Here is a 23,037-nt window from a genome sequence, read left to right on the forward strand (position 1 = left end):
CGCACCCCCCTCTGTCCTGCCGGACATCTCCCCCTCAAGGGGGGAGATCGGATGTCGTTTCGGCTTTCGGCAATCGTCAATGCTGCTAGATGTACGGCAATATCGGAGCTGCCAATCTCCCCCCTTGAGGGGGAGATGTCCGGCAGGACAGAGGGGGGCGCTGTCCCGCCGACTTGTCTTTCAATTGCCGCAGGCCGCGCCTGATGGCCAAATCCCGCATTCAGTTCATCTGCCAGAATTGCGGTTCGGTGCATCAGCGCTGGGCCGGCAAATGCGATGCCTGCGGCGAGTGGAACACGCTGGTCGAGGAAGGCACGTCAGGCGGCATAGGTTCCGGCCCGGCCAATACGCGCAATGCACGCAAGGGCCGCGCGGTGGTGCTGACCAGCCTCTCCGGCGACATCGAGGACGCGCCGCGCATCGTCTCCGGCATCGGCGAACTCGACCGGGCCACCGGCGGCGGCTTCGTGCGCGGCTCGGCGCTGCTGGTCGGCGGCGATCCCGGCATCGGCAAGTCGACGCTGCTCACCCAGGCCGCGGCCGCGCTGGCGGCAAAGGGCCACCGCATCGTCTATGTCTCGGGCGAAGAGGCGGTCGCGCAGATCAGGCTGCGCGCCCAGCGGCTCGGCGTCGCCGACACCCCGGTCGAGCTCGCCGCCGAAACCAATGTCGAGGACATCCTCGCCACCATCGCCGATGGCAAGCGGCCGGATCTGGTCATTCTCGATTCGATCCAGACGCTGTGGACCGATATGGCCGATTCGGCGCCCGGCACGGTGACCCAGGTGCGTGCCGCCGCCCAGGCGATGATCCGCTACGCAAAATCCACAGGGGCGGCGATCGTTCTGGTCGGCCACGTCACCAAGGAGGGCCAGATTGCCGGACCGCGCGTCGTCGAGCACATGGTCGACGCGGTGCTCTATTTCGAGGGCGAAGGCGGCCACCACTACCGCATCCTGCGCACGGTCAAGAATCGCTTCGGGCCAACCGATGAGATCGGCGTCTTCGAAATGTCGGACAAGGGCTTGCGGGAAGTCGCCAATCCGTCCGAGCTTTTCCTCGGTGAGCGCCATGCGAAGTCGCCGGGTGCCGCGGTTTTCGCCGGCATGGAAGGCACACGGCCGGTGCTGGTCGAGATCCAGGCGCTGGTGGCGCCATCGACGCTGGGCACACCGCGCCGCGCCGTCGTCGGCTGGGATGGTGCCCGGCTGTCGATGATCCTGGCGGTTCTGGAAGCCCATTGCGGCGTCCGCTTCGGCACGCACGACGTCTATCTCAACGTTGCCGGCGGCTACCGCATTTCGGAGCCGGCGGCCGACTTGGCAGTGGCGGCGGCACTGGTTTCCTCGCTCATCGGTCTTGCCCTTCCCGCCGATTGCGTCTATTTCGGCGAAATCAGCCTGTCGGGTGCGGTGAGGCCGGTTGCGCATGCGCAGCAGCGCCTCAAGGAAGCCGAAAAGCTGGGTTTCGGACGCGCGGTTCTGCCCTTGGGCAGCGAGGAACTTGTTGGTGGCAATGGGGTCGGGGGGATCGGAGCCGGCGCTTTCCAGCCCACCGAGCTTGCCGATCTCGTGGCGCGCATAGCCGGCTCTCGGCGCAGCCGCGCCGACGAGCAAGAGTGATGCGGCTCGTCGGGCCGTGAAAAAGAGATCGGAGTGGGGCGAAAAACATGCCGATTACGCTGCTTGACGGAATTCTCGTCGGCTTCACCCTGGTCTCGGCGATGCTCGCTATGGTTCGCGGCTTTTCGCGCGAGATCCTGTCGATCATCTCCTGGGCAGCCGCCGCGGCCGCCGCCTTCTTCTTCTACAAGCCGGTGCTGCCTTACATCCAGCCCTATGTCGACAACGAAAAGGCCGCCATGGCGGCGGCCGCCGGTATCGTCTTCATTGTCGCGCTGATCGTCGTTTCGGTCATCACCATGAAGCTCGCCGACTGGATCATCGATTCCAGGATCGGCGCGCTCGATCGTACACTTGGCTTCCTCTATGGCGCGGCGCGCGGCATTCTGGTCGTCGCTGTCGCGCTGCTTTTCTTCAATTGGCTGGCCGGCGCCAAGGCTCCAGGCTGGATTGCCAACGCCAAGTCAAAGCCGTTGCTCGAATCGATCGGCGCCAAGCTCGAAAGCCTGCTGCCCGAGGATCCGGAAAACGCCATCCTCAACAAGCTCAATCCGAATCAGCCGGCCACCGAGACGCCTCTGGCCCCCGACGCGCCTGCAGCGGAAGCCCCTGCCGCCGGCGACGACGCCACTGCTCCGGCACCCGACGACAGCGATGCGCCGCCGGCCGACAATGCGCCCGCGACGCCGGCACCTGCAAACCCGGCGCCGGCAAACTGATTTTGACAGACTTGCGAGGCTCAAGACTGTCGATCATGTGAACGCCGCACGACGTGCGTTGCTTTCGATGCGCTATGACCTTATATGGCGACTTTAGCGGAGCTTGAGCCCCAATGGCAGCCTCAGTGGCAGACGCAGACGACGTGCTTTCCGCCGAAGCCGACGACCATTTCCACGACGAATGCGGCGTGTTCGGCATTTTCGGCCGGCAGGACGCCGCAGCCATCGTAACGCTCGGTCTGCATGCGTTGCAGCATCGAGGCCAGGAAGCGGCCGGCATCGTTTCCTATGACGGCACCCAATTCCATGTCGAACGCCATGTCGGCCTGATCGGCGACACCTTTACCAAGCAGCGTGTCATCGACAGCCTGCAAGGCAACCGTGCCATCGGCCACACACGCTATGCCACCACCGGCGGCGCCGGTCTGCGCAATATCCAGCCTTTCTTCGCCGAACTTGCCGATGGCGGCTTTGCCGTCGCCCATAACGGCAATCTCACCAACGCCATGACCGTTCAGCGCGCCCTGCAGAAGCAAGGCGCCATCTTCTCTTCCACCTCCGACACCGAAACGCTCCTGCACCTGGTTGCCACCAGCAAGGAGCGCGACCTGAATTCGCGCTTCATCGATGCGGTGCGCCAAGTCGAAGGCGCCTTCTCGCTGGTGGCGATGACGTCCAAGAAGATGATCGGGTGCCGCGACCCGCTCGGCATCCGCCCGCTGGTGCTCGGCGATCTCGACGGCGCCTGGATTCTCGCCTCCGAGACCTGCGCGCTCGATATTATCGGTGCGCGTTTCGTGCGCGACCTGAAGCCCGGCGAAATGGTCGTCGTCACCAGCAAGGGTATCGAAAGCCTGTTCCCGTTCGAGCCGCAGAAGACCCGCTTCTGCATCTTCGAATATGTCTATTTCGCGCGGCCGGATTCGTCGGTCGAAGGCCGCAACGTCTATGAAGTGCGCAAGCGCATCGGCGCCGAGCTGGCGCAGGAAAGTCCGGTCGAGGCCGACATCGTCGTGCCGGTGCCGGATTCGGGCACGCCGGCGGCGATCGGCTTTTCGCAGGCCGCGGGCATTCCGTTCGAGCTCGGCATCATCCGCAATCACTATGTTGGCCGCACCTTCATCCAGCCCGGCGATTCGATCCGCCACATGGGTGTCAAGCTCAAGCACAACGCCAACCGCCGCATGATCGAAGGCAAGCGTGTGGTGCTGGTCGACGATTCGATCGTGCGCGGCACCACCAGCCAGAAGATCGTCCAGATGGTGCGCGATGCCGGCGCCAAGGAAGTGCATATGCGCATCGCTTCGCCGCCGACGCGCGCTTCCTGCTTTTACGGCGTCGACACACCGGAAAAATCGAAGCTGCTGGCGTCGCGCATGTCGGTGGAGGAGATGGCCGAGTTCATCCGCGTCGATTCGCTCGGCTTCCTGTCGATCGACGGGCTCTACCGCGCCGTCGGCGAGGTCGGCCGCGACAACGAGCAGCCGCAATTCTGCGACGCCTGCTTCACCGGCCAGTATCCGACCCGGCTTGCCGACTTCGAAGGCTCCGACAATGTGCGCACGCTGTCGCTGTTAGCGGCCGGCGGGTCGTAGGCCTTGCCGGTCCGTTTGTCTCCCTCCCCTTAGCCCCTCACGGCGGTTTCACCTTGCCTGTCGGAATCCATCGTATGAGCCTTGATCTCTCCGGCCGCGTTGCGGTCGTCACCGGCGCCTCGCGCGGCATCGGCTATTTCATCGCCAGGGAGCTTGCCGCGGCCGGTGCGCATGTGATTGCGGTTGCTCGCACCGTCGGCGGGTTGGAAGAACTCGACGACCAGATCAAGGCAGGTGGCGGACAGGCGACGCTGGTACCGCTCGATCTTGCCGACATGGCGGGGATCGACCGGCTGGGCGGCGCCATCCACGAGCGCTGGGGCAAGCTCGACATACTGGTCGCCAACGCCGCTGTGCTCGGCGTCATCGCCCCGATCGGCCATGTCGAGGCCAAGACCTTCGAGAAGGTGATGACCATCAACGTCACCGCAACATGGCGGCTGATCCGCTCGGTCGACCCGCTGCTCAGGCTTTCCGATGCCGGCCGTGCTATCGTGCTGAGCTCCAGCCTTGCCCACTCCGCACGCGCCTTCTGGGCGCCTTATGCGGCGTCGAAGGCGGCGGTCGAGGCCATGACGCGTTCATGGGCGCATGAGACCGAAAACCTGCCGCTCAGGGTCAATGCCGCCGATCCCGGGGCAACGCGCACCGCGATGCGGGCGCAGGCCGTACCCGGCGAGGATCCTGAAACACTGCCGCACCCTTCGGAGATCGCCAAGCGTATCGTGCCGCTGGCCAGCCCTAAGCTCAAGGAGACCGGGCTGATCTTCCAGGCCAAGCACAATCGCTTTGTCGCCTACCGGCAGCCGGAGTAGCCACACATCGCATTTTGCCGGAAGAATTGCGCCGGCACCAACGTTGTTCGGGTGCCACAATTCGAGAAACGGAGGACCATATGCGGAGACTGCTTCTCTTGACTGCCACCGCGCTGCTTGCAGTGATCGGCGCCGCGTCGTCGCAGGAGGCAACGATGAGCTTTTTCGTCACCAGCGTCGGCTCCGGCAAAGGCGCCGATCTCGGCGGTCTCGGCGGCGCCGACGCCCATTGTAGTTCACTGGCCGAAGCCGCGGGCGTTACCGGCAAGACATGGCGCGCCTATCTCTCGACCAGCGATACCGATGCACGCGACCGTATCGGCAAAGGCCCGTGGTTCAACGCCAAGGGCGTCAAGATCGCCGATGATGTCGCTTCCCTGCATAGCGATGCCAACGCCATCACCAAACAGACGGCACTCGACGAAAAGGGCCAAATGGTCAACGGCCGCGGCGACACGCCCAACCGGCACGACGTGTTGACCGGCTCCAAGCCGGATGGCACGAAAATAGCCGACCAGACCTGCGGCGACTGGACGCTGAGCGGAGCAGAAGGTGTGGCGATGATGGGTCATCACGATCGTACCGGCCTCGATGATTCGGCAGCCGCCAAATCGTGGAATTCCTCGCATGCGTCACGCGGTGGCTGCAGCCAGGAAGCGCTGAAGGGCACCGGCGGCGACGGCCTGTTCTATTGTTTTGCGGTGAACTGAACCAAAACGACCCGACATCACGTGGCTGTGATGCCGTGGCTTAACGCCGCGCTTTGGCCCAGCTTTCGCCGCTGGGCCGGAGTTGCTAGGATCGTGCGACTCCCAAAACAAGCAGAGCGAGGAAATACTCATGGCGGCACCGAGCGTAGCGTTAGTCTGGTATCTGGTGATCGCCGGCCCGCAAGGCGGCATGGTCGTGCTGCCCAGCACATTCGACACCCGCGAACAGTGCGCCTTCGCCATAACCGAATACCAGAAGCAACCGACGCCGGCCGGCTGGTCGGTGCAGTGCGTGCCGAGCGCCTCGCCCTTCGCCGACGAGGGCGACGCCGAGGAGCCGTCGGCGCAGTAGGACAGCGTGACCTCCCCCTTGAGGGGAGATGGCCGACTGGCCAGAGGGGGGGTGGTCCGACCGGGCTCGGCCTGCTGCAGCGGTTGCCGCTTCACGCGAGACAACCCTCTCTGTCGCCTTCGGCGACATCTCCCCCTCAAGGGGGAGATCGTCAGCGTCGCGCGCTTACCGTCAGCTCCGGCTTCTGGCTGATGGTCTGGAACACGACGCAGTAGCGCTCGGTCAGCTTGAGCAGCGCATCGATGCGCTCCTGCGGCTCGTCGGTGTCGAGGCCAAATGTCAGCCGGATGGCGCGGAAGCCAACCGGCGCATCCTTTGCCACGCCAAGCGTGCCGCGAAAGTCCAGGTCGCCTTCGGCTTCCACCGTGGCGGCCCCAAGCTTGAATTCCAGCGCCGTCGCTACCGCCTTCAGCGTGACGCCGGCGCAAGCCACCAGTGCCTCCAGCAGCATGTCGCCGGAGCAGAGTTCGAGCCCGGTGCCGCCGGTCGCCGGATGCAGCCCGGCAATGGCGATCGCCCTGCCTGTCTCGACCTTGCAGGCGATCGATTGGTCGTCGATCGAGCCTTTGGCGCGGAGAGTAATCAGCGCGCGCGAGGCGTCGTCGCGATAGGCCACCTTCAGCGGCGCCTGCATGGCCTTCAATGCGATCGCGTCCATTTCGTTTCTCTCCCATAGTTGCCTGGCTTCGCTGCCTAACGGCGATGCCGTCTGCCCAAACGCAAGTCTCCACTGGCGTAGCGCTTGGCAGGGTTTCGCCCGTATAGCCTGACGATACGGGGAGCATCCAACGCCTTCACACCGTCTCTCGCAACACATTCGTAAGGCCGCCGGACATATGGCCGATATCGCCATCGTGGAAACCCGCGAACGGGTTCTTGCCGGAATCCTGTTCACCGGGGCTGCCTACCTGCTGTTTTCGATGCAGGACGCCTCAAGCTGACACTATGGTGTCAGGAAGGGGCAGCGTAGGCTGGTGAGATGACGGGATCGCTGGACATGCCATGCACAGTGGAAAGCGCCCGCGAGCGTACCCTCGGCATCATCCTGGTCTCGGCATCGGCGGCCGTCTTCGGCCTCACCGGCGTGCTGACCAAATCGATCCATGCCGACCCGCTGACCATTACCTGCTGGCGCGGCTTCGTCGGCTCGATCCTGATCAGCCTCTATGTCTTATGGCGCCGCCAGCGCTCCGGCGGTCGCGACAGCTTGCGGCTCGGCTGGCGAGGCTGGCTGCTGGCGATCGAGGGCGCGCTCGCGAGCATCGCCTTTATCTCGGCGTTCAAGTTCACCTTTGTCGCCAATGTCGCGATCATCTATGCCACGGCCCCGTTCGTCACCGCGCTGCTGGCCCTCCTGTTGGTCCGCGAGCCGTTCCGGCTGCAGACGCTTGCCGCCGCTGCTGTGTCACTATGCGGTGTGGCAATCATGGTCTGGTCCGGCTTCGGCACCGGCCATTTGTTCGGCGACGGGCTGGCGCTGCTGATGACGATCGGCAGCGCGCTCTACATGATCATGGTGCGCGCCTTCCGCGACACGCCGGTGGTGTGGGCGGGTGCGGTGTCGGCATTCCTTCTGTTCGTGCTCGGCTGGTTCGTCGCCGATCCGCTGGCTGTCTCGACCAGGGACGCTGTGCTTCTAGCCACCTTCGGCGCCTCGTTCGCGCTGGCTTCGATCCTGTGGACGGAGGGCACCCGGCTTATTCCGGCGGCCGAGTCCGGATTGCTGGGTTCAGCTGAAGTGCCATTCGCGATCCTGTTTGCCTTCCTGTTCCTGGCGGAGATCCCGCCGGCAGCCAGCATGGTCGGTGGCGCCATCGTGCTTTGCGCGGTGTTCGCTCACGCCGGCCGCGACTGGCTGATGGCCAGGCAGCGCGCAGCGGATGCATGACCAATCCTCGCCGCGTCCGAGCGCGAGTTGGTGGTCCGATCACGAGAAATCCGGTCCTGAAAATTAATTTGAAAAGTCATGGAACCATCATAGGGCTCAGGCATTATGGCTGCGACGGGCCACCCCAAGTCCCCCCAAACCCCTCGGCCCGTCCTACTCAGAAGCCGACCGCAAGGTCGGCTTTTTCTTTGCTGGCTCAATTGGCCAAGGCCAGGTTGCCGCTGAACAACGCGGCCAGATCCTGCGCCGGCCGGTCGGCATCCTCACGCAAGCGGACGGCGAATTCGGCGACCGGCACCGGCGGCAGATCAAGATCGCGCGGCGCCTCGACGATGCCGGAATGAGCGAAGCGCGCCGTCCTCAACGTCAAGGCGATGCCGGCGTGCACCGCCGTGCGCAGGCCGGCAAGGCTGGCACTGCCGGCAGCAATGCGGTAGCGACGGCCGGCCGCATCGAGTGCACTGGTCGCCGCTTCGCGAAACCCGCAATGGGGATCGAGCAGCGCCAAGGGCAGTTCGTCGTGGCGGGTGGCCAGCCCGTTCTGTGAGCAAAGCCAGATCATTGGTTCCTTGAGCACACCGACTTCGTCCCGTGTCGGCACCTGCCGCATGGCAATGGCCAGATCAAGGGTGCCGGCCTGCAAAGCCTGCGCCAGTTCGGCGGAACGGCCGACGCGCAGTTCGATCCTGACGCGCGGATGGCTGACAGCAAAAGCCCTGAGAAGCTGCGGCAAGCCGCTGTCGGCGAAATCCTGCGTGGTGCCGATGGCGACGCGCCCGTCGGCGTGCGCGCCTTTGAGGGCCAGCCACGCCTCGCGGTGCGCGGCAAGGATGCGACGCGCGTGAACGATCAGATCCTCGCCTGCCGGCGTCAGGCCGCGCCCTCGCCCCTGCGGCACCAGCAGCGGTTCGCCGACAACATCCTCCAGCCGCTGCATCTGCGCGGTCACTGCGGACGGCGAGCGACCGACGGTTGACGCGGCCCGCGCCAGGGAACCGCCATCGACGAAAGCGAGGAAAGTCTTGAGGAGGTCGGGATCGAACACCTGCATAATTCGATACTATCAAAGTGTTTATCAAAAACAATTCGATTTTTTTGATCAAAGGACGATGGCATGATTTTCTCGACGGCGAAGAGGCGCCGCTTGAAACCGAGGAGAAGAAATATGCCGATCATCAATGTCAGCGTTACCGGCAAGCCCGATGCCGCTTTGTCCGCCGCCATTGCCAAGGAAGTGACCGAACTGACGGCCACGCATCTGCGCAAGGACGCGACAATCACAGCTGTTGCCATTTCCTATCACGACCCCGAGCACTGGTTCGCCGGCGGCAAGTCGCTGGCCGAGCATGGCACGAACACGGCCTGGCTCGACATCAAGGTTGTCGACGGCACCAACACCAAGCTCGAACTGGAGGCGTATCTGCAGGCAATTTTCGCGGCATTCGGCCGGCTGCTGGGTAAGGTGCATGAGGAAAGCTACGCCCTCGTGCATGAAGTGCCTGCAGCCGCCTATGGCTTTGGCGGCAAGACGCAGGAATTCCGCTTCATCAGCGGAAGGATGAAAGCGGCGTAGCTGCGATAGGCAGCCGAGCCGAATCAAACATAGGAGAGAAGGAAAAATGGAGCCGCATTGACGTTGATCCAACTTCGGCTAGGTTCTCACCCGAAGCGGCCACTGAAGAGCCGCGACGTGAGATCGTTGGGAGATGCGGCGATGATCCTGACACTGGCGCTGCTTGCGGGTCTTGTCGCGGCCTGGCTGCTGATCGGCGTGGTGGAGAAGTTCCGCCTCGGCCTGCGGTTGAGCCAGGCGCTGCTCTACGTGCCGTTCAAGCTCGCCTACCGGATCAGCGACGAGCGCATCAAGATTGCGCGCAGGTCGGTGGCCCCGGTCATCTATGTCATCTGGCATCAGTCACGCATCGAGCCGGCGCTGATGCTGTCGCTGCTGCCGGAGGACACGCTGCACATCCTCGACCAGGCTTCGGCCAGATCGCCGTGGCTGGAGCCGTGGCGCGAGCTCGGCCGCACCATCGCCTTCAACGCCGAGCATGTCTTCGTCAGCCGCAGATTGGTGCGGGTGCTGAAGGGCAAGGGCCGGCTCGCCGTTTACCTGCCGGATGCGGTCGAGCCAGACGTCAAGTCGTTTCGGTTGTTTCGCGCCATCACCCGTATCGCCATGCAGGCCGACGCCCGTATCGTGCCGGTCTTCGTTGCCGGCGCACGCAGCCTGCCGGCCTCGCTGACGCCGGCGGACAAGGCGCCGCGCCATTGGTTTCCGCAGCTGTCGATCAGCGCGCTGGAGCCGATGACCATCGCCGAGCTGGTGGCGCGGAACCCAGATCAGGCCTCCAACACCAATGCGCTGTTTGATCGCTTCGCCGAGGCCAGGCTTTTCGGCAGTGATCTCGACCGAGGGCTGTTCCTCGCCATGCGCGATGCGGCCGACCGTGTTGGCGCTTCGCACCCAATAATCGAGGACGTCATTAGCGGTGCCCTGAGCTACCGGAAAGTGTTCATCGGCGCCAGGGTTTTGGGCCGACGGTTCGAGGCAATAACAGCGCCGGGCGAAGCGGTTGGGCTGCTCCTGCCCAACGCCAATGGCGTCGTGCTGTCGTTCGTCGGACTTTTGTCGGCTGCGCGGGTGGCAGCAATGATCAACTATACCGCCGGCCCGGCCAGCGTCACCGCCGCCATCCGCACGGCGATGATCCGAACCGTGGTCTCCTCACGCGCCTTTGTCGAAAAGGCCAACCTCGCCGACATCGTCGAGGCGGTGGAAAAGGGCGGGGCGAAACTGCTGTGGCTGGAGGATGTCCGCGCAAGCGTGACCGTGCTGGACAAGGCCGCAGCCGGCTTGCTGTGGCGCTGGCCGTTGCAGCGCCAGGACGCAGCCAAGCCGGCGGTGATCCTGTTCACCTCCGGCTCGGAAGGCACGCCCAAGGCCGTGGTGCTGTCGCACCGGAACCTTCTTGCCAATGCGATGCAGGCGGAAGCTCGCATCACCATCTCGCCGGCCGATATCCTGCTCAACGTGCTGCCGGTGTTCCACTCGTTCGGGCTGACCGGCGGCACCATCCTGCCGCTGGTCACCGGAGTAAAGCTGTTCCTCTACCCGTCACCGCTCCACTACAAACTTATTCCGGAGGTGGCGCGCAAGGTCCGGCCGACGGTGATGTTCGGCACCGACACGTTCCTCGCCAACTATGCCCGCACCGCCAAGGACGGCGATTTTTCCAGCCTGCGCTTCGTCGTGGCCGGTGCCGAGGCGGTGAAGCCGGAGACGCGCCGGGTTTACCGCGAGCGCTTCCAGGCTGAGATCATCGAAGGTTTTGGCTTGACCGAGGCCGCACCAGTGGTTGCCGTCAACACCGCCATCCACGGCCGCGACGGAACGGTCGGGCGGCTGCTGCCGGCCATGCGCATGAAACTCGAACCGGTCGAAGGCATCAGCGACGCCGGCCGGCTGTGGCTCGACGGGCCGAACCTGATGATGGGCTACATGACCGGCGACCGGCCTGGCGAGTTGCAGCCGCTCGAAGGCTGGCACGACACCGGCGATATCGTTTCGGTCGATCGCGAAGGCTTCATCACCATTCGCGGCCGCGCCAAGCGCTTCGCCAAGATAGCCGGCGAGATGGTATCGCTTGGTGCGGTCGAGATGCTGGTGCAGTCGCTGTGGCCGGAAGAGCATCACGCCGTGGTGGCAGTGCCGGACAAGCGGCGCGGCGAGCGCCTCGTTCTGGTCACCACCGCCGACAATGCCGACCCCGACGAATTGCGCGAATTCGGCAAAAAAGCCGGCGCGGCCGAACTGATGGTGCCGAACGACATCGTCAAGGTCGAGGAGATCCCTGTACTGGGCTCCGGCAAGACCGACTATGTCTCGACTAAAAAGCTGGCGCTCGAGAGGCTGGGACTGAGCGCAGCCGCCTGAGGTTTGCTGTCGAGAACTCTAAAGCGCGTCGCGTTCGACCGGCCTTGTGCGACGCGCTTTAGATTCTTGCTTTTATGCATGCCGTTATCGCAAAACCGCTGCACACTTTTGCGCGAATGCATTAGAAGACCACCACCGACAACAGCAGAATGGCGCCGACGCCCATCATCAGCAGGCCCGGCCAGTTCTGCGACAGGCCGAGAAAACGGAGCCCGCGCCGCCGCGGCTCCAGGGTCGGACCTGGTGTTGCGAGATTAGGCGTCGGACTATCCGGCGCGGTGGAGACAGCGGCCGGCTCACTAAGCCGCCCGCGCATGATGGCCGCAACCGCCATATAGACGAGGCCGGTGACAGTCAGTAACGCGCCGATGAGGATGACAGCCATTTCTCCTCGTTTTCCGATGGTTCTGCGCCCGATGCGGCAGCTTGCGCTACGTTGACGACGTATCACAAGCAGCCGCTCAAGCGGACCTACCAACACAAACGGTCTAGCCGCCCAGCAAGTTCCGAAAACGGGGTTTTTGAGGTGCGTTCCACAGCGCCGCGCGCTGTGTGAGCCGGTCCTGATTCTAAACGGACGACGCTTTTCGGAATCGTGCACTGCCAGGCGCAACGCGAACTGGCACCAAATCCGTCAGCCAATATCCGAGGACGGCACCTTCTCGCCTTCGCGCTTGGCGCGTCTCGAATAGGCCCGCACGCTGAACGGCAAGAAGACCAGATAGCCGGCAACCGAGGCCGTCAGTGTATACCAGGGATAGGTCATCAAAAGCAGGACGTAGAGGACGACTGCGAGGATGATCGGCAGCACCCTGTCGCCCGGTATCCTGACGCTCTTGCCGGAATAGACGGGCAGTCTGCTGACCAGCAGGAACGCCACCAATATTGTAAAGCCGGTGGCAATGAAGGCTGCCAGGCGGCTGGGTTCAAGCCCAAGCCTGAGGAAGAACAGATAGAGCGGCAGCATCACAAGCACCGCACCCGCCGGCGCCGGCACGCCGACGAAATATTCGGTCTGCCACTGCGGACGGTCGAGCTCTTCGTCGAGCACGTTGAAACGGGCAAGCCTCATCCCACAGGCGATTGTGAACAGCAGCGCGGCGATCCAGCCCGGCGAACCTGCCCTGTCGAGCAGAAAGGCATAGAGCACGAGCGCCGGTGCCACGCCGAAATTGACGATATCGGCCAGCGAATCCATCTGGGCGCCGAATTTGGAAGTCGCCTTCAGCATTCGCGCCAGACGGCCGTCGATACCATCGAGGAAGGCCGCGAGCAGCACCATCACCACCGCTGGCTCGAAGCGGCCCTCGAAGCCGAAGCGAATACCGGACAGTCCGGCGCAGATGGCGAGCACCGTGACCAGATTGGGCAGCACCATGCGCATCGGGATTTCGCGAATGCGCGGGCCACCGCCGCCATGCGCCTCGAATTTCTTGAACGGCGGCGCCACCGGTCAGGAGATCCGCACGAGCGGCGTTGCGGCAACGCCGCCGAATTCCGCCAGCACCGTCTCACCGCCAACCGCGGTCTGGCCGACGGCGACACGCGGCGTCGCGGTCGAGGGCAGGAATACATCGACGCGCGAGCCGAAGCGGATCAGCCCGAAACGCTCGCCGGTGCCGATGGCGCCGCCGGGCTCGGCCCAGCAGACGATGCGCCGCGCCACCAGGCCGGCGATCTGCACCGCGGCGACCGTTCCATTGGGGCTTTCGATGACCAGCCCGTTGCGCTCGTTCTCGGTGCTTGCCTTGTCGAGTTCGGCATTGAGGAATTTTCCTGGCCGATGCTCGATCCTGGAAATGCGGCCACGCACCGGAGAGCGGTTAACGTGGCAGGAAAAGACGTTCATGAATACCGAGATGCGGGTCATTTCGCCGCCGCCGAGGCCAAGCTCGCGCGGCGGCACGGCCGGGCCAACCGCCGAAACGATGCCGTCGGCCGGGCTGACAACCAACCGGTCGTCGATCGGCGTGACACGCTCGGGATCGCGGAAGAAATAGGCGCACCAGGCCGTCAGGATGAGACCGATCCAGAACAGGGTCGAGGAGAAGTAGCCAAGAAAGAGCGTCGCCGCGCCGAATGCAGCGATAAAGGGATAACCCTCGCGATGGATCGGAACGAACGCATTCTTGATCGTGTCAACGAGGCTCATGGGATGAGGGCAACCTTGGTTCCAAGTCCGGCCTCAATAGCGGAAACACCCCGCGGTCGCAACGCGACAATGAGAGCGCTCGTGGGGTGGCGGTCGCCGCCGTTTCAGGATGCCGTTAGCAGCATCCGGACTGCCGAAGCGATCAACCGGAAATGTTCATTGCGATTGTCGGAACGCAGCACTCTCGCCCGTCCTTGGCAAGACAGCGCCTCTCATCGGCCTTTCGGCCATGACGATTTGCGCAAACCCGGAGGTTCTCGGCCCATGCAGAAATCAGCAGCTAGGCAAGTGCAAGTGGTGATGAACGGCTTGGCCTTCGGCGAGTCACCGCGCTGGCACGATGGCCGGCTGTGGTTCTGCAACTGGGGCACAGGCCAGATCATCGCCGTTGACGCCCTAGGCAACAGCGAGATCGCGCTCACCGTGCCGGCCATCCTGCCCTATTCCATTGACTGGCTGCCGGACGGGCGCCTGCTTGTCGTCTCCGGCTGCGAAGGGCTGATCCTCAGGCAGGAGGCAGACGGGAGGCTGGTCACCCATGCCGATCTGAGACACCTGTCGAAGAGCCCGTGGAACGAGATCGTCGTCGATGGACGCGGCAACATCTATGTCAATGGTGGTGGGCCTGCTCCGGGTCCCGGCCAGCATTTCGGCCCCGGCGCCATCGTGCTGGTCGCGCCTGACGGCTCGGTTCAGCAGGTGGCTGAGAACCTCGCCTTCGCCAATGGCATGGCGGTGACGCCTGACAACAAGACGCTGATCGTTGCCGAGTCCCACGCCAACCGGCTGACCGCCTTCGACATCGCTGCCGATGGTGGCCTTTCCAACCGCAGGGTCTGGGCCGATCTCGGCAACGGTTTTCCCGATGGCATCTGCCTCGATGCCGAAGGTGCGGCCTGGTATGCCGACGTTCCGAACCGGCATTGCGTGCGGGTGCGCGAGGGCGGCGCGATGCTCGAAAGTGTCGATGTCGACCGCGGCTGCTTTGCCTGCATGCTCGGCGGCAGCGAGGGAAAAACGCTGTTCATCGTCGCAGCCGAATGGCGCGGCTTCGAACATATGATCAGCGATGCCCGTACCGGCCAAGTGCTCAGCGTCGACGCTACTGCGCCGGGCGCCGGCTGGCCGTAGAGAGCTTACATCCCGGGAATCCGCTGATAGTTGGCAATATCGGCCTTGACGCCAAGTCGCGAAATGGTCTCCTGAGGATTGAAGCCGATGCGCTCATGCGCAGCCTTGATGATCGGCACGACCTTGTCGACGGCGGCCTGCCCTTCCCATTCGACAATAGTCACGAGGTTGAACTCGCCCGGCCCCGAGAATTGCTCGAGCAGGAAATCCTGGACGAACCCTTGCTGCTGGCGCAGCAAATCATGCGTCATCCGGACCTTGGCAAGAATCTCCTCGCGGGCGTTGGCCGGAACGACAAACTTGTCCACCCGGAATACACTGCCGCCACTAACTGCCTGATTTATCCCATTCATATCGATTGTCTCCGTTTTTGAACGACGCATCTTGCTGCGATCCAAAACGGCCTACGATCTCAACTTAAGTTGAGGTCAAGCACGAATTTTCAGCTCACCTCCGAGGTGCGGCGGCGGACGACGACGCCGAACTCGTCGCTTTCGCGGGCAATGCGCAGCCGCTCCTCGGCCTCGCTTGCCTCGCGCTGGCGGTCCCACATCGATGCATAAAGGCCGCGCTTGGCTATCAAGGCGACATGGGTGCCGCGCTCGGCGATCTGGCCATCCTGCAGGACGATGATCTCGTCGGCCGAAATCACTGTGGACAGCCGATGGGCGATGACGAGGGTGGTGCGGCCCTGGCTGACCAGGTCGAGTGCCGCCTGGATCTCCTGCTCGGTGTGGCTGTCCAGTGCCGAGGTCGCCTCGTCGAGCATCAGGATCGGCGGTGCCTTCAAAATGGTGCGGGCAATCGCCACCCGCTGCTTCTCGCCGCCGGACAGTTTTAATCCGCGCTCGCCGACCATTGAGCGATAGCCGTCGGGCAGCCGCTCGATGAACGGTCCGATCTGGGCCAGTTCTGCCGCCTTGCGCACATCCTCCTCGCTGGCGCCGACGCGGCCGTAGCGGATGTTGTAGGCGATGGTGTCGTTGAACAGCACCGTGTCCTGCGGCACCATGCCGATGGCGGCGCGCAAGCTCTCCTGCGTCACGTCGCGAATGTCCTGGCCGTCGATCAGAATCTTGCCGCGCTGGATGTCGTAGAAGCGAAACAAAAGCCGCGAAATGGTCGACTTGCCGGCTCCGGAGGGGCCGACGATGGCCACCGTCTTGCCGGCTGGCACCTCGAAGCTGATGCCCTTCAGGATCTTGCGGTTCGGGTCGTAGGAAAAATGTACGTCGCGGAACTCGACCCTGCCGGCATCGACGACCAGCGGCTTGGCGCCCGGCCGATCAACGATCTCACGCTTGACGTCGAGCAGATCGAACATGTTTTCGATGTCGGTCAGGCCCTGGCGAATTTCGCGGTAGATCATGCCGATGAAATTCAGCGGCACCGAAAGCTGCATGAGCATGGCGTTGACGAAGACGAAATCGCCGACGCTTTGTGTGCCCGCCTTCACCTCGAGCGCCGACATCACCATGACGACGGTCATGCCGATACCGAAGATCACACCCTGGCCGAAGTTCAGCCAGCCAAGCGAGGTCCAGGTCCTGGTCGCCGCCAACTCGTAGCGCGCCGTGGACCGGTCGAACCGCTCGGCCTCCATGGCTTCGTTATTGAAATATTTGACTGTTTCGTAGTTGAGCAGCGAGTCGATCGCCTTCGTGCTGGCTTCATTGTCGCTTTCGTTCATCTCACGGCGGATCGAAATACGCCAATCGCTCGCCCTGACGGTGAACCAGACATAGAGCCAGACCGTGACCGCGATCACCAAGACGTATAGCCAGCCATAGGTGACGGCGAAGATGCCGGCGGTGAGCGCGAATTCGACGATTGTCGGCGCCGTCGCCAGCATGGTGAAGCGGACGATCGTCTCGATGCCCTTGGTGCCGCGCTCGATGACGCGCGACAGTCCGCCGGTGCGCCGTTCGAGGTGGAAGCGCAGCGACAGTTCGTGCATGTGCACGAAGGTGCGGAAGGCGAGCCGGCGCACCGCATGCTGGCCGACCCGTGCAAACAGGGCGTCGCGTAACTGGTTGAAGCCGAGCTGCACCAGCCGCACGGCATTGTAGGCGACGACCAGCATGACCGGCGCCAGCAGCAGGGCCGGCAGCGGCGGCGGCGATTTGCTATCGCCGGCCAGTGCGTCGGTCGCCCATTTGAAGAAATAGGGTCCGGCCACCAGGGTCAGCTTGGCGACAACCAGCAGTACGGTTGCCCACACCACGCGCGCCCTCAGGTCGGCGCGGTCGGCCGGCCACATATAGGGCCAGAGATTGCGCAACGTTCTGAAGGTCGAGCCGGAATCTGCGGAAACGGTTTTCTCGGCCATTCTTGTTTACCTTTATGATTTTAGCGGCCGGAGCAGCAGGAATCGACCAGCGCGGCCAGCGATGCCGAAACATCGGCGAGCGCGGCGCGGTCGAGTTCATAGCGCGAGCGCTGGCGGTCAGGCTCGAAGCGGATCAGCCCGGCCTCGACCAGGATCTTCAAATGCTGGGAAACGGTGGACTGCGCCAGGTCGAGATGCTCGACGACCTCGCGACAGCAGCAGGAACGGCTTGCGGAAAGGTGTTTGAGAATTTCGATCCGCGCTGGATGCGAAAGGGCCGCGAGCCGGACAGCGACAGCGCGGCTATCCGGCGTGCAGTTGGCCGGCGTGCAGTTGGCCGGCGCGCGTTCATCTGCCGCGCGGCTTCGGTCCGTTACGAGGGGGGATTCGGTCATCGTCCATCGGCGATAAACGATGACTGGCCCTGCCGCAAGCTATCCTGATGGGCAGAACGGCTACTCGGACTTGACTGGCGCCGTCGTCATCTGGTCGCCCATTGCCTTGAGATCGGCGGGCTCGCCTTCCTTCGATTTCTCCGGCACCTTGAACACCTGCCCCGGCCAGATTCGGTTCGGATTGCTGATCTGGTCCTGGTTGGCGAGATAGATGGTCGAGTAGCGCATGCCTTGGCCATAGACCCGCCGCGAAATCCGCCACAGCGTGTCATGGCGGCGGATGATGACTGCGCCATCGGCATGTTCGAGCTTTGGCGCCACGGTCTCGGGCGTTTCGCCCGGAGGCGTTGCGACAGCCATTTCGGCTGGGGCCTCGGTTGCAGGAGTGGGGGCAGTTGCGGGCGTTTCGGTGGCCGTTGCCGGTGCGCCTTCGGTCGCCGGAGCATTCGGCTCGGCTGGTTTTATCCCGGCAGGCTTCTGCTCGGCCGGCGCCACGGCCGCAACCGCCTCACCAGGCTCGCGCTCGAACGGCACAGCCGCACGGGCAACCACCGTCACGCCGTCGGCATCGAGCGCATCAACGTGGATGGTGTAGGTGCCGACCGGGATGTCGCGTGTCGCTTCGACCAGGAAGTGGCGGTCGGGCGAGGTCTTCGCGTCACCGAGCAGGATATCGTTGGCATACGCACGCACCTTGCGGCCGGGATCGGCGACGCCGGCAACGAAAATCTTGTTGCCGTCGATTTCGACAGCTTCGACGACGATCTTCGGCTCCGCCGCGGAAGTAGCGGGCGCTGCCGGTGTGGCGGGCGCTGCCGGAGCCGGCGCGGCTTCAACAGCGGCCGGCGCGGCAGGAGCAGACGCTGCTGGAACATCAGCCGCCGGGGCGGCTGGCGCCGGCGCTGCGGCAGCCGGCAATTCGGTGCCCGTGGCGGGTGGCTGAACGGCCGCCTGTTCGCCGACAGGCGGCGACGCGTCAGATTTCGCCTGAGGGGCCGGAACAGTGAGCAGTTCGGACGGCTTGCCCGGCTCCTCGACCATTGCCAGCACCTGGCCGGTGGAATTCTGGGGGATCGAAACGACGGCGGTCTGCGCCGAGGCGGTCACGACATTGCCAGCTGTAGAGCGCAGCGTGATCGTATAGTCGCCGGGCTTCAGCGGATCGTCGAGAATAATGGCAAAGGCGCCGTCGGGACCGGCGACCGTCGAGCCGAGCACAGCCGAACCGTTGAGAATCTCGACCTTGGCGTTGGGCGCCGCATTGCCGGCGATGACGATCGAGCCGTTGCTTTCGACGCGCACGATGTCGAAGGTCGGCACGATTGCACCTGCTGCGGCCGGCGCGGCGGGCGCTGCCGCATCGGTGGACGCGGCGGGCGCAGGCGGCAGCCGGCCCTCGGTCGCCGGAGCAGCCGGTTTCGAAGCCGGCGGCGTCAGCGCCGCGACCTCCGCAGGCCGGGTAGAATTGAGATACGGGTCGAGCGCGCCCGATACATAGGCGGTTCCCGCCGCGGCGACAGAGCCGCCAGCCGCGAACAAAAACGCCTTCAATGGATTAATTGCCATGTTTCCCTGCCCCTTAGCCACCTAATTTCGGTCTAGCCTGTTTTACCAAAGCCGACAAGAAAAAGCCCGCCCCAGGGCTTGACCATGCCAATAGTCCCTATCACCAATCATAACATGAACACGATTCGATCTGTCTGCGTCTATTGCGGCTCGTCCCCCGGCCGAGATGAGACCTATATCAAGGCCGGACACCTGCTTGGCCGCTCGATCGCCAAGTCCGGCCTGCGTCTGATTTATGGCGGCGGCACTAAAGGGATCATGGGTGCCGTCGCTGAAGGGGCATTAAAGGCCGGTGGCAAGGTAACCGGCATAATTCCACGTTTTCTGATCAACCGGGAGGCGACCGAAACCGCGCTTAACCGGCTCGACGAGCTCGTCATCACCGACAACATGCACCAGCGCAAGCACAGGATGTTTGAGAAATCCGACGCCTTTGTGGCGTTGCCCGGCGGCATCGGCACCGTCGAGGAGATCGTCGAGATCATGACTTGGGCACAGCTCGGCCATCACCGCAAGCCGATCGTCTTCGGCAACGTCGGCGGGTTCTGGGATCCGATGCTGGCGTTGCTCGACCACATGGCAACGGAGGGCTTCATCCACACAGCGCAACGTGTCAAGCCGCTGGTGGTCGAGGATCCGGAAGCAATCGTCGCCGCTATCATGGTGGCGGGATCCTCCGTCGATGCACCGACGGAGGGCGTGCAGTCGGTGATTGATAAGATGTAGAGTGAATGGTGAATGGTGAATGGTGAATGGTGAATGGTGAATGGTGAATGGTGAATGGTGAATGGTGAATGGTGAATGGTGAAGTAGAAGACTTTCCAAACCGGCGCCTGTCTATTCACTATTCACTCCTTCCCTACTGCCTTCCTCAAGTCTCCGATGACCGCACGCTTGTCCTGACGCCGCCAGGCGAGATGGATCGAGACGGTGCGTTCGAACCACGGCAGATCGCGAAACACGATCTGAGGCGGCGCGGCACTCCGCAGGCTGGCCTGCACCGTCGCCAGCCCAAGCCCGGCGCTGACCAAGCCCAACGACGTCAACGGATCGGTCGTCTCATAGGCTATGTCGGGCAGGAAACCGGCCTTCGCACAGGCGGCGAGAAATTGGCTGCGGTTGGTGTCGTCAGGCTGGCGCACCACCGTGATCCAGGTACGGCCGTCCAGTTGCTGCGGCAGTATCTCCGCGATTTCTGCCAATGGATCGCCTTCCGGCATCGCCAGAACCAGCGGCTCGCGCATGATGAGCATGGCGACGATGTCGGGATCATCGGCAGAAGGAGGCGTGTAGACAAGGCCCAGATCGAGCGATCGTTCGCGCAGCGCTTCGATCTGGGCGGCGGAACGCTGACCCTTCAGTTGAAGATGAAATTCGGGCCGGTCGCGGTGAAACTGGCGCAGCATCCGAGCGACAAGCCCGGCATGGACCGCACCTTCCACATAACCGATGGCGAGACGGCCGACCGTACCGCTGGCGAGATTGCGGCCGAGCTCCTCCAGCCGTCTTGCATGGGCCAGCAGCGCACGCGCCTCGGCAAGAAAAGCGCGGCCCTCGGCATTGAGATGAACACGCTGCCTCGCCCTCTCGAACAGTGCGACGCCCAGCTGCTCCTCCAGCTGAATGATCTGACGGCTGAGCGGCGACTGCGAGATGTGCAGCAATTCGGCGGCACGCCCGACGTTGCCGGTTTCGGCCACCGTGATGAAATAGCGGAGCTGGCGCAGGTCGAACATTGTTGCTTCGATGCTCAAGTCCCGTGAGGTCTCAAATTTAGCCTAATCAGTCTTGGACTGTCTGGCCAGCAGAAGCGAATATTTCCGCCATTCCAACGGCCAACATCAGGAGATTCCGATGCAGTTCTTTGCCCTTCTTGCGCGCAACACCGAAAAGTTCACCGACGCCGATTTCGCGCCGCTGCTGCCTGGCGAGGCCGAGCAGCGCCGCACGCTCTATGCCGAAGGCGCCGTGCGTCAGGTGTGGAATCGAGGCGACATTCCCGGCAGCGGCATGATGTTCGAAGCCGGCAGCGATGCCGATGTGCGCCACCATCTTGCAACTTTACCGCTGGTCAAGGCCGGCATGATGGATATTGCCGCCGTCGTGCCGCTGCAGCCATATCCCGGCTTCGGGCCGAAGCGCTGAGCGCTCGTGAAAGACGCGGCTGCCGGCATTAAGACCGGCCAGCCGCCTTTCTTCGTTACGCGGCTCGAGCTGATGCGGAAACGGTCTTGCGCGCCGAAGAAAACATCGACCAGGAGTACATCGCCAGTGCCGCCCAGATCAGCCCGAAGGCTATGGCCTGAACACTGCCGAAGGGTTCGCCGAAAATCAGCACCGCGATCAAAAAGACGATCGTCGGCGCGATATATTGCATGATGCCGATGGTGGAGAGGCGCAGCAGCCTGGCGCCGAACGCAAACAACAGCAGCGGCACGGCGGTGACCGGACCGCAGCCGATCAGCAAGGCGGTGTCGTTCAGCGAGCTGGAGACGAAATGATCCTGTCCTGTGGCGATCAGGAAGATGATGTAGCCGAGTGCCGGCACCGACAGCAGCAGCACTTCAAGCAGGAAGCCCTGGCTCGGGCCGATTGGCAGCGTCTTGCGGAAGAAGCCATAGGCGGCAAAGGAAAAGGCCAGCACCAGCGACACCCAGGGCAGTTTGCCGGCGTCGATGGTCAGCACCGCGACCGCGATTGCCGCCAGCACCACCGCCGCGATCTGCAGGCGGTCGAGCCGCTCGCCGAGGAGCAGCGCGCCGACAACGACGCTGACCAGCGGGTTGATGTAATAGCCGAGCGCGGTCTCGATGGTGCGGTCGACCGCGATCGCCCAGACATAGATGCCCCAGTTGACCGAGATCAGCGCCGCCGTCAGCACCGCCATCGAAATGATGCGCGGCGAACGAACTGCCGCTTTGAAATCGGCAGTGCGACCGGCCCAGACCAGGACAGCGGCCGCGATCGGCACCGACCAGACGATGCGGTGGGCGATAACTTCGGCCAGCGGCAGATGCGCGACAGCCTTCATGTAGAAGGGCAGCAGCCCCCAAAGCAGGTAGGCGCCGAGCGCCAGCAGGAAGCCGCGACGAGCTTTGGTGTCGGCCTCGATGTGAAGTGCTTGGGTAGCCATGGCCCAAGGCTATGCGCCAGCGGCTTGCCCAAAACCATCGCAAATTGCTGATGGATCAATGGAGTCTTGCTGATGGTTCAACACGACCGCTAAACGTCGAACAATTGCCGCTGTCTGCGAGAGTGATTGCAGGCCCGGCACGACACAGTCTCAAGGCGGAGCAGGCTTCTCCTTGAGTTCGAAAAAGACGTTGTCGGGCGAACCTTCATCGTGCCTAAAGCCCGTCAGTTCCGCCGCAAGATCGAGGGGAAGATCAAAAACAAGATCGACGTCTGTACCTTTGCTATCTTCTTCATCCTGCTTTGAAAAACACTGTTGCTTCAGCGCTTCGAAAGACGCGGGGAGATCACCCGTGACATGCAAGTCCCGCACGGTCTTTGTCGCCGCTGTGCCAGACTTTCCAGATGTTCCTTCCGTCGCGCCAGAGCTCGGCGCGCGCGAACATTACATGCTCTTCTATGTGCGCGATCACGATTTCCCGCTCTTGCGAAATCGCGGCCAGATATTGCTGAGGCGGGTTCGGAAAGCTGCAGGGATCGAGGATGATGATCGCCCAGTTCTTTTCGCTGGCATAGGCGTTCACAGGCGCTTCGAAAATCTCCGATGGATCGCCAATCTGGCGCCCGAACAACGCCGCAGCTTCCTTTATCCCGTAACCGCGAAAGCCCAGCCAGCTTATCGAAAAGCCCATTT

Annotated in this window: 25 protein-coding genes; 12 read left to right on the top strand and 13 right to left on the bottom strand. The window is 63.5% G+C overall.

All coding sequences use genetic code 11. The annotated features are described in order from the left end of the window. Window positions 1-203 precede the first annotated feature (203 nt). From radA to NKJ20_RS15050, 6 genes are all read left to right on the top strand, one after another. Window positions 204-1,622, top strand: coding sequence for a DNA repair protein RadA (radA, locus tag NKJ20_RS15025; RefSeq protein ID WP_352744961.1), 1,419 nt, complete (start codon window positions 204-206; stop codon window positions 1,620-1,622). A 47-nt stretch (window positions 1,623-1,669) separates the two neighbouring features. Beyond that, window positions 1,670-2,341 (top strand): CvpA family protein, encoded by a 672-nt coding sequence (locus NKJ20_RS15030; protein WP_023677716.1) that lies wholly within the window; start codon window positions 1,670-1,672, stop codon window positions 2,339-2,341. Between the two features lie 125 nt (window positions 2,342-2,466). Beyond that, the gene (purF, locus tag NKJ20_RS15035; RefSeq protein ID WP_352680775.1) at window positions 2,467-3,936 is read left to right on the top strand and encodes an amidophosphoribosyltransferase; all 1,470 of its coding nucleotides are present in this window, start codon (window positions 2,467-2,469) and stop codon (window positions 3,934-3,936) included. Window positions 3,937-4,010: 74 nt separating this feature from the next. Then, a complete protein-coding gene (locus NKJ20_RS15040; RefSeq protein ID WP_352680776.1) occupies window positions 4,011-4,751 on the top strand; it encodes an SDR family NAD(P)-dependent oxidoreductase in 741 nt (246 codons plus the stop codon). An 80-nt stretch (window positions 4,752-4,831) separates the two neighbouring features. Continuing rightward, complete coding sequence (locus tag NKJ20_RS15045; RefSeq protein ID WP_352744964.1) at window positions 4,832-5,461, top strand: hypothetical protein; 630 nt, start codon at window positions 4,832-4,834, stop codon at window positions 5,459-5,461. Window positions 5,462-5,591: 130 nt separating this feature from the next. After that, window positions 5,592-5,813: a hypothetical protein gene (locus tag NKJ20_RS15050; protein WP_254820234.1), complete on the top strand. Its 222-nt coding sequence runs from the start codon at window positions 5,592-5,594 to the stop codon at window positions 5,811-5,813. Window positions 5,814-5,964: 151 nt separating this feature from the next. Here the strand turns inward: NKJ20_RS15050 and NKJ20_RS15055 are convergent, their stop codons facing one another. Then, complete coding sequence (locus NKJ20_RS15055) at window positions 5,965-6,471, bottom strand: OsmC family protein (RefSeq protein ID WP_352448969.1); 507 nt, start codon at window positions 6,469-6,471, stop codon at window positions 5,965-5,967. A 321-nt stretch (window positions 6,472-6,792) separates the two neighbouring features. On the opposite strand from NKJ20_RS15055, the gene NKJ20_RS15060 reads away from it, so the two are divergent. Continuing rightward, the gene (locus tag NKJ20_RS15060; protein WP_502894997.1) at window positions 6,793-7,701 is read left to right on the top strand and encodes a DMT family transporter; all 909 of its coding nucleotides are present in this window, start codon (window positions 6,793-6,795) and stop codon (window positions 7,699-7,701) included. A 196-nt stretch (window positions 7,702-7,897) separates the two neighbouring features. Here the strand turns inward: NKJ20_RS15060 and NKJ20_RS15065 are convergent, their stop codons facing one another. Continuing rightward, entirely contained in the window at window positions 7,898-8,752 is an 855-nt protein-coding gene (locus NKJ20_RS15065; RefSeq protein WP_352744967.1) for a LysR substrate-binding domain-containing protein, read from the bottom strand. 114 nt (window positions 8,753-8,866) lie between these two features. On the opposite strand from NKJ20_RS15065, the gene NKJ20_RS15070 reads away from it, so the two are divergent. Together NKJ20_RS15070 and NKJ20_RS15075 are read left to right on the top strand one after the other, a co-directional pair. After that, window positions 8,867-9,274 (top strand): tautomerase family protein, encoded by a 408-nt coding sequence (locus tag NKJ20_RS15070; protein ID WP_023677725.1) that lies wholly within the window; start codon window positions 8,867-8,869, stop codon window positions 9,272-9,274. A gap of 141 nt (window positions 9,275-9,415) precedes the next feature. Continuing rightward, window positions 9,416-11,638, top strand: coding sequence for an AMP-binding protein (locus NKJ20_RS15075; protein WP_352745094.1), 2,223 nt, complete (start codon window positions 9,416-9,418; stop codon window positions 11,636-11,638). 121 nt (window positions 11,639-11,759) lie between these two features. Here the strand turns inward: NKJ20_RS15075 and NKJ20_RS15080 are convergent, their stop codons facing one another. The 3 genes from NKJ20_RS15080 to NKJ20_RS15090 form a co-directional block, all read right to left on the bottom strand. After that, window positions 11,760-12,023 carry a hypothetical protein gene (locus NKJ20_RS15080; RefSeq protein ID WP_352448973.1) on the bottom strand — a complete coding sequence of 88 codons (264 nt, stop codon included), beginning with the start codon at window positions 12,021-12,023 and terminating at the stop codon, window positions 11,760-11,762. Between the two features lie 249 nt (window positions 12,024-12,272). Then, a complete protein-coding gene (locus NKJ20_RS15085; protein ID WP_023677728.1) occupies window positions 12,273-13,088 on the bottom strand; it encodes a CDP-alcohol phosphatidyltransferase family protein in 816 nt (271 codons plus the stop codon). 3 nt (window positions 13,089-13,091) lie between these two features. Beyond that, the gene (locus tag NKJ20_RS15090; RefSeq protein WP_023677729.1) at window positions 13,092-13,790 is read right to left on the bottom strand and encodes a phosphatidylserine decarboxylase; all 699 of its coding nucleotides are present in this window, start codon (window positions 13,788-13,790) and stop codon (window positions 13,092-13,094) included. A gap of 264 nt (window positions 13,791-14,054) precedes the next feature. On the opposite strand from NKJ20_RS15090, the gene NKJ20_RS15095 reads away from it, so the two are divergent. Further along, window positions 14,055-14,921 (top strand): SMP-30/gluconolactonase/LRE family protein, encoded by an 867-nt coding sequence (locus NKJ20_RS15095; RefSeq protein ID WP_352448974.1) that lies wholly within the window; start codon window positions 14,055-14,057, stop codon window positions 14,919-14,921. A 5-nt stretch (window positions 14,922-14,926) separates the two neighbouring features. Here the strand turns inward: NKJ20_RS15095 and NKJ20_RS15100 are convergent, their stop codons facing one another. The 4 genes from NKJ20_RS15100 to NKJ20_RS15115 form a co-directional block, all read right to left on the bottom strand. After that, complete coding sequence (locus tag NKJ20_RS15100; protein ID WP_352449213.1) at window positions 14,927-15,274, bottom strand: antibiotic biosynthesis monooxygenase; 348 nt, start codon at window positions 15,272-15,274, stop codon at window positions 14,927-14,929. Between the two features lie 89 nt (window positions 15,275-15,363). Further along, on the bottom strand, window positions 15,364-17,250 hold the full coding sequence (locus NKJ20_RS15105; protein ID WP_023677732.1) for an ABCB family ABC transporter ATP-binding protein/permease: 1,887 nt from the start codon (window positions 17,248-17,250) through the stop codon (window positions 15,364-15,366). 20 nt (window positions 17,251-17,270) lie between these two features. After that, window positions 17,271-17,645, bottom strand: a complete 375-nt coding sequence (locus NKJ20_RS15110) for an ArsR/SmtB family transcription factor (protein ID WP_023677733.1) — start codon at window positions 17,643-17,645, stop codon at window positions 17,271-17,273. Between the two features lie 60 nt (window positions 17,646-17,705). Next, window positions 17,706-19,211 carry a LysM peptidoglycan-binding domain-containing protein gene (locus NKJ20_RS15115; RefSeq protein WP_352744971.1) on the bottom strand — a complete coding sequence of 502 codons (1,506 nt, stop codon included), beginning with the start codon at window positions 19,209-19,211 and terminating at the stop codon, window positions 17,706-17,708. A 114-nt stretch (window positions 19,212-19,325) separates the two neighbouring features. Here NKJ20_RS15115 and NKJ20_RS15120 point away from each other — a divergent pair, with 114 nt between their 5' ends. Then, complete coding sequence (locus NKJ20_RS15120) at window positions 19,326-19,937, top strand: LOG family protein (RefSeq protein WP_023677735.1); 612 nt, start codon at window positions 19,326-19,328, stop codon at window positions 19,935-19,937. A 122-nt stretch (window positions 19,938-20,059) separates the two neighbouring features. Here the strand turns inward: NKJ20_RS15120 and NKJ20_RS15125 are convergent, their stop codons facing one another. Then, complete coding sequence (locus NKJ20_RS15125; protein WP_352744974.1) at window positions 20,060-20,965, bottom strand: LysR family transcriptional regulator; 906 nt, start codon at window positions 20,963-20,965, stop codon at window positions 20,060-20,062. A 100-nt stretch (window positions 20,966-21,065) separates the two neighbouring features. Here NKJ20_RS15125 and NKJ20_RS15130 point away from each other — a divergent pair, with 100 nt between their 5' ends. Further along, a complete protein-coding gene (locus tag NKJ20_RS15130; RefSeq protein ID WP_352448978.1) occupies window positions 21,066-21,356 on the top strand; it encodes a muconolactone Delta-isomerase family protein in 291 nt (96 codons plus the stop codon). Between the two features lie 55 nt (window positions 21,357-21,411). Here NKJ20_RS15130 and rarD read toward each other — a convergent pair whose 3' ends face one another. The 3 genes from rarD to NKJ20_RS15145 form a co-directional block, all read right to left on the bottom strand. Then, a complete protein-coding gene (gene rarD / locus NKJ20_RS15135; RefSeq protein ID WP_352578948.1) occupies window positions 21,412-22,344 on the bottom strand; it encodes an EamA family transporter RarD in 933 nt (310 codons plus the stop codon). Window positions 22,345-22,494: 150 nt separating this feature from the next. Next, complete coding sequence (locus tag NKJ20_RS15140) at window positions 22,495-22,716, bottom strand: hypothetical protein (protein ID WP_352744978.1); 222 nt, start codon at window positions 22,714-22,716, stop codon at window positions 22,495-22,497. Beyond that, a complete protein-coding gene (locus NKJ20_RS15145; protein ID WP_352744981.1) occupies window positions 22,691-23,035 on the bottom strand; it encodes a hypothetical protein in 345 nt (114 codons plus the stop codon). The genes NKJ20_RS15140 and NKJ20_RS15145 overlap by 26 nt, the downstream gene beginning before the upstream one ends. Between the last annotated feature and the right edge of the window lie 2 nt (window positions 23,036-23,037).

Origin of the sequence: Mesorhizobium sp. M0185 (assembly GCF_040322175.1) — a bacterium.
GTDB lineage: Bacteria > Pseudomonadota > Alphaproteobacteria > Rhizobiales > Rhizobiaceae > Mesorhizobium.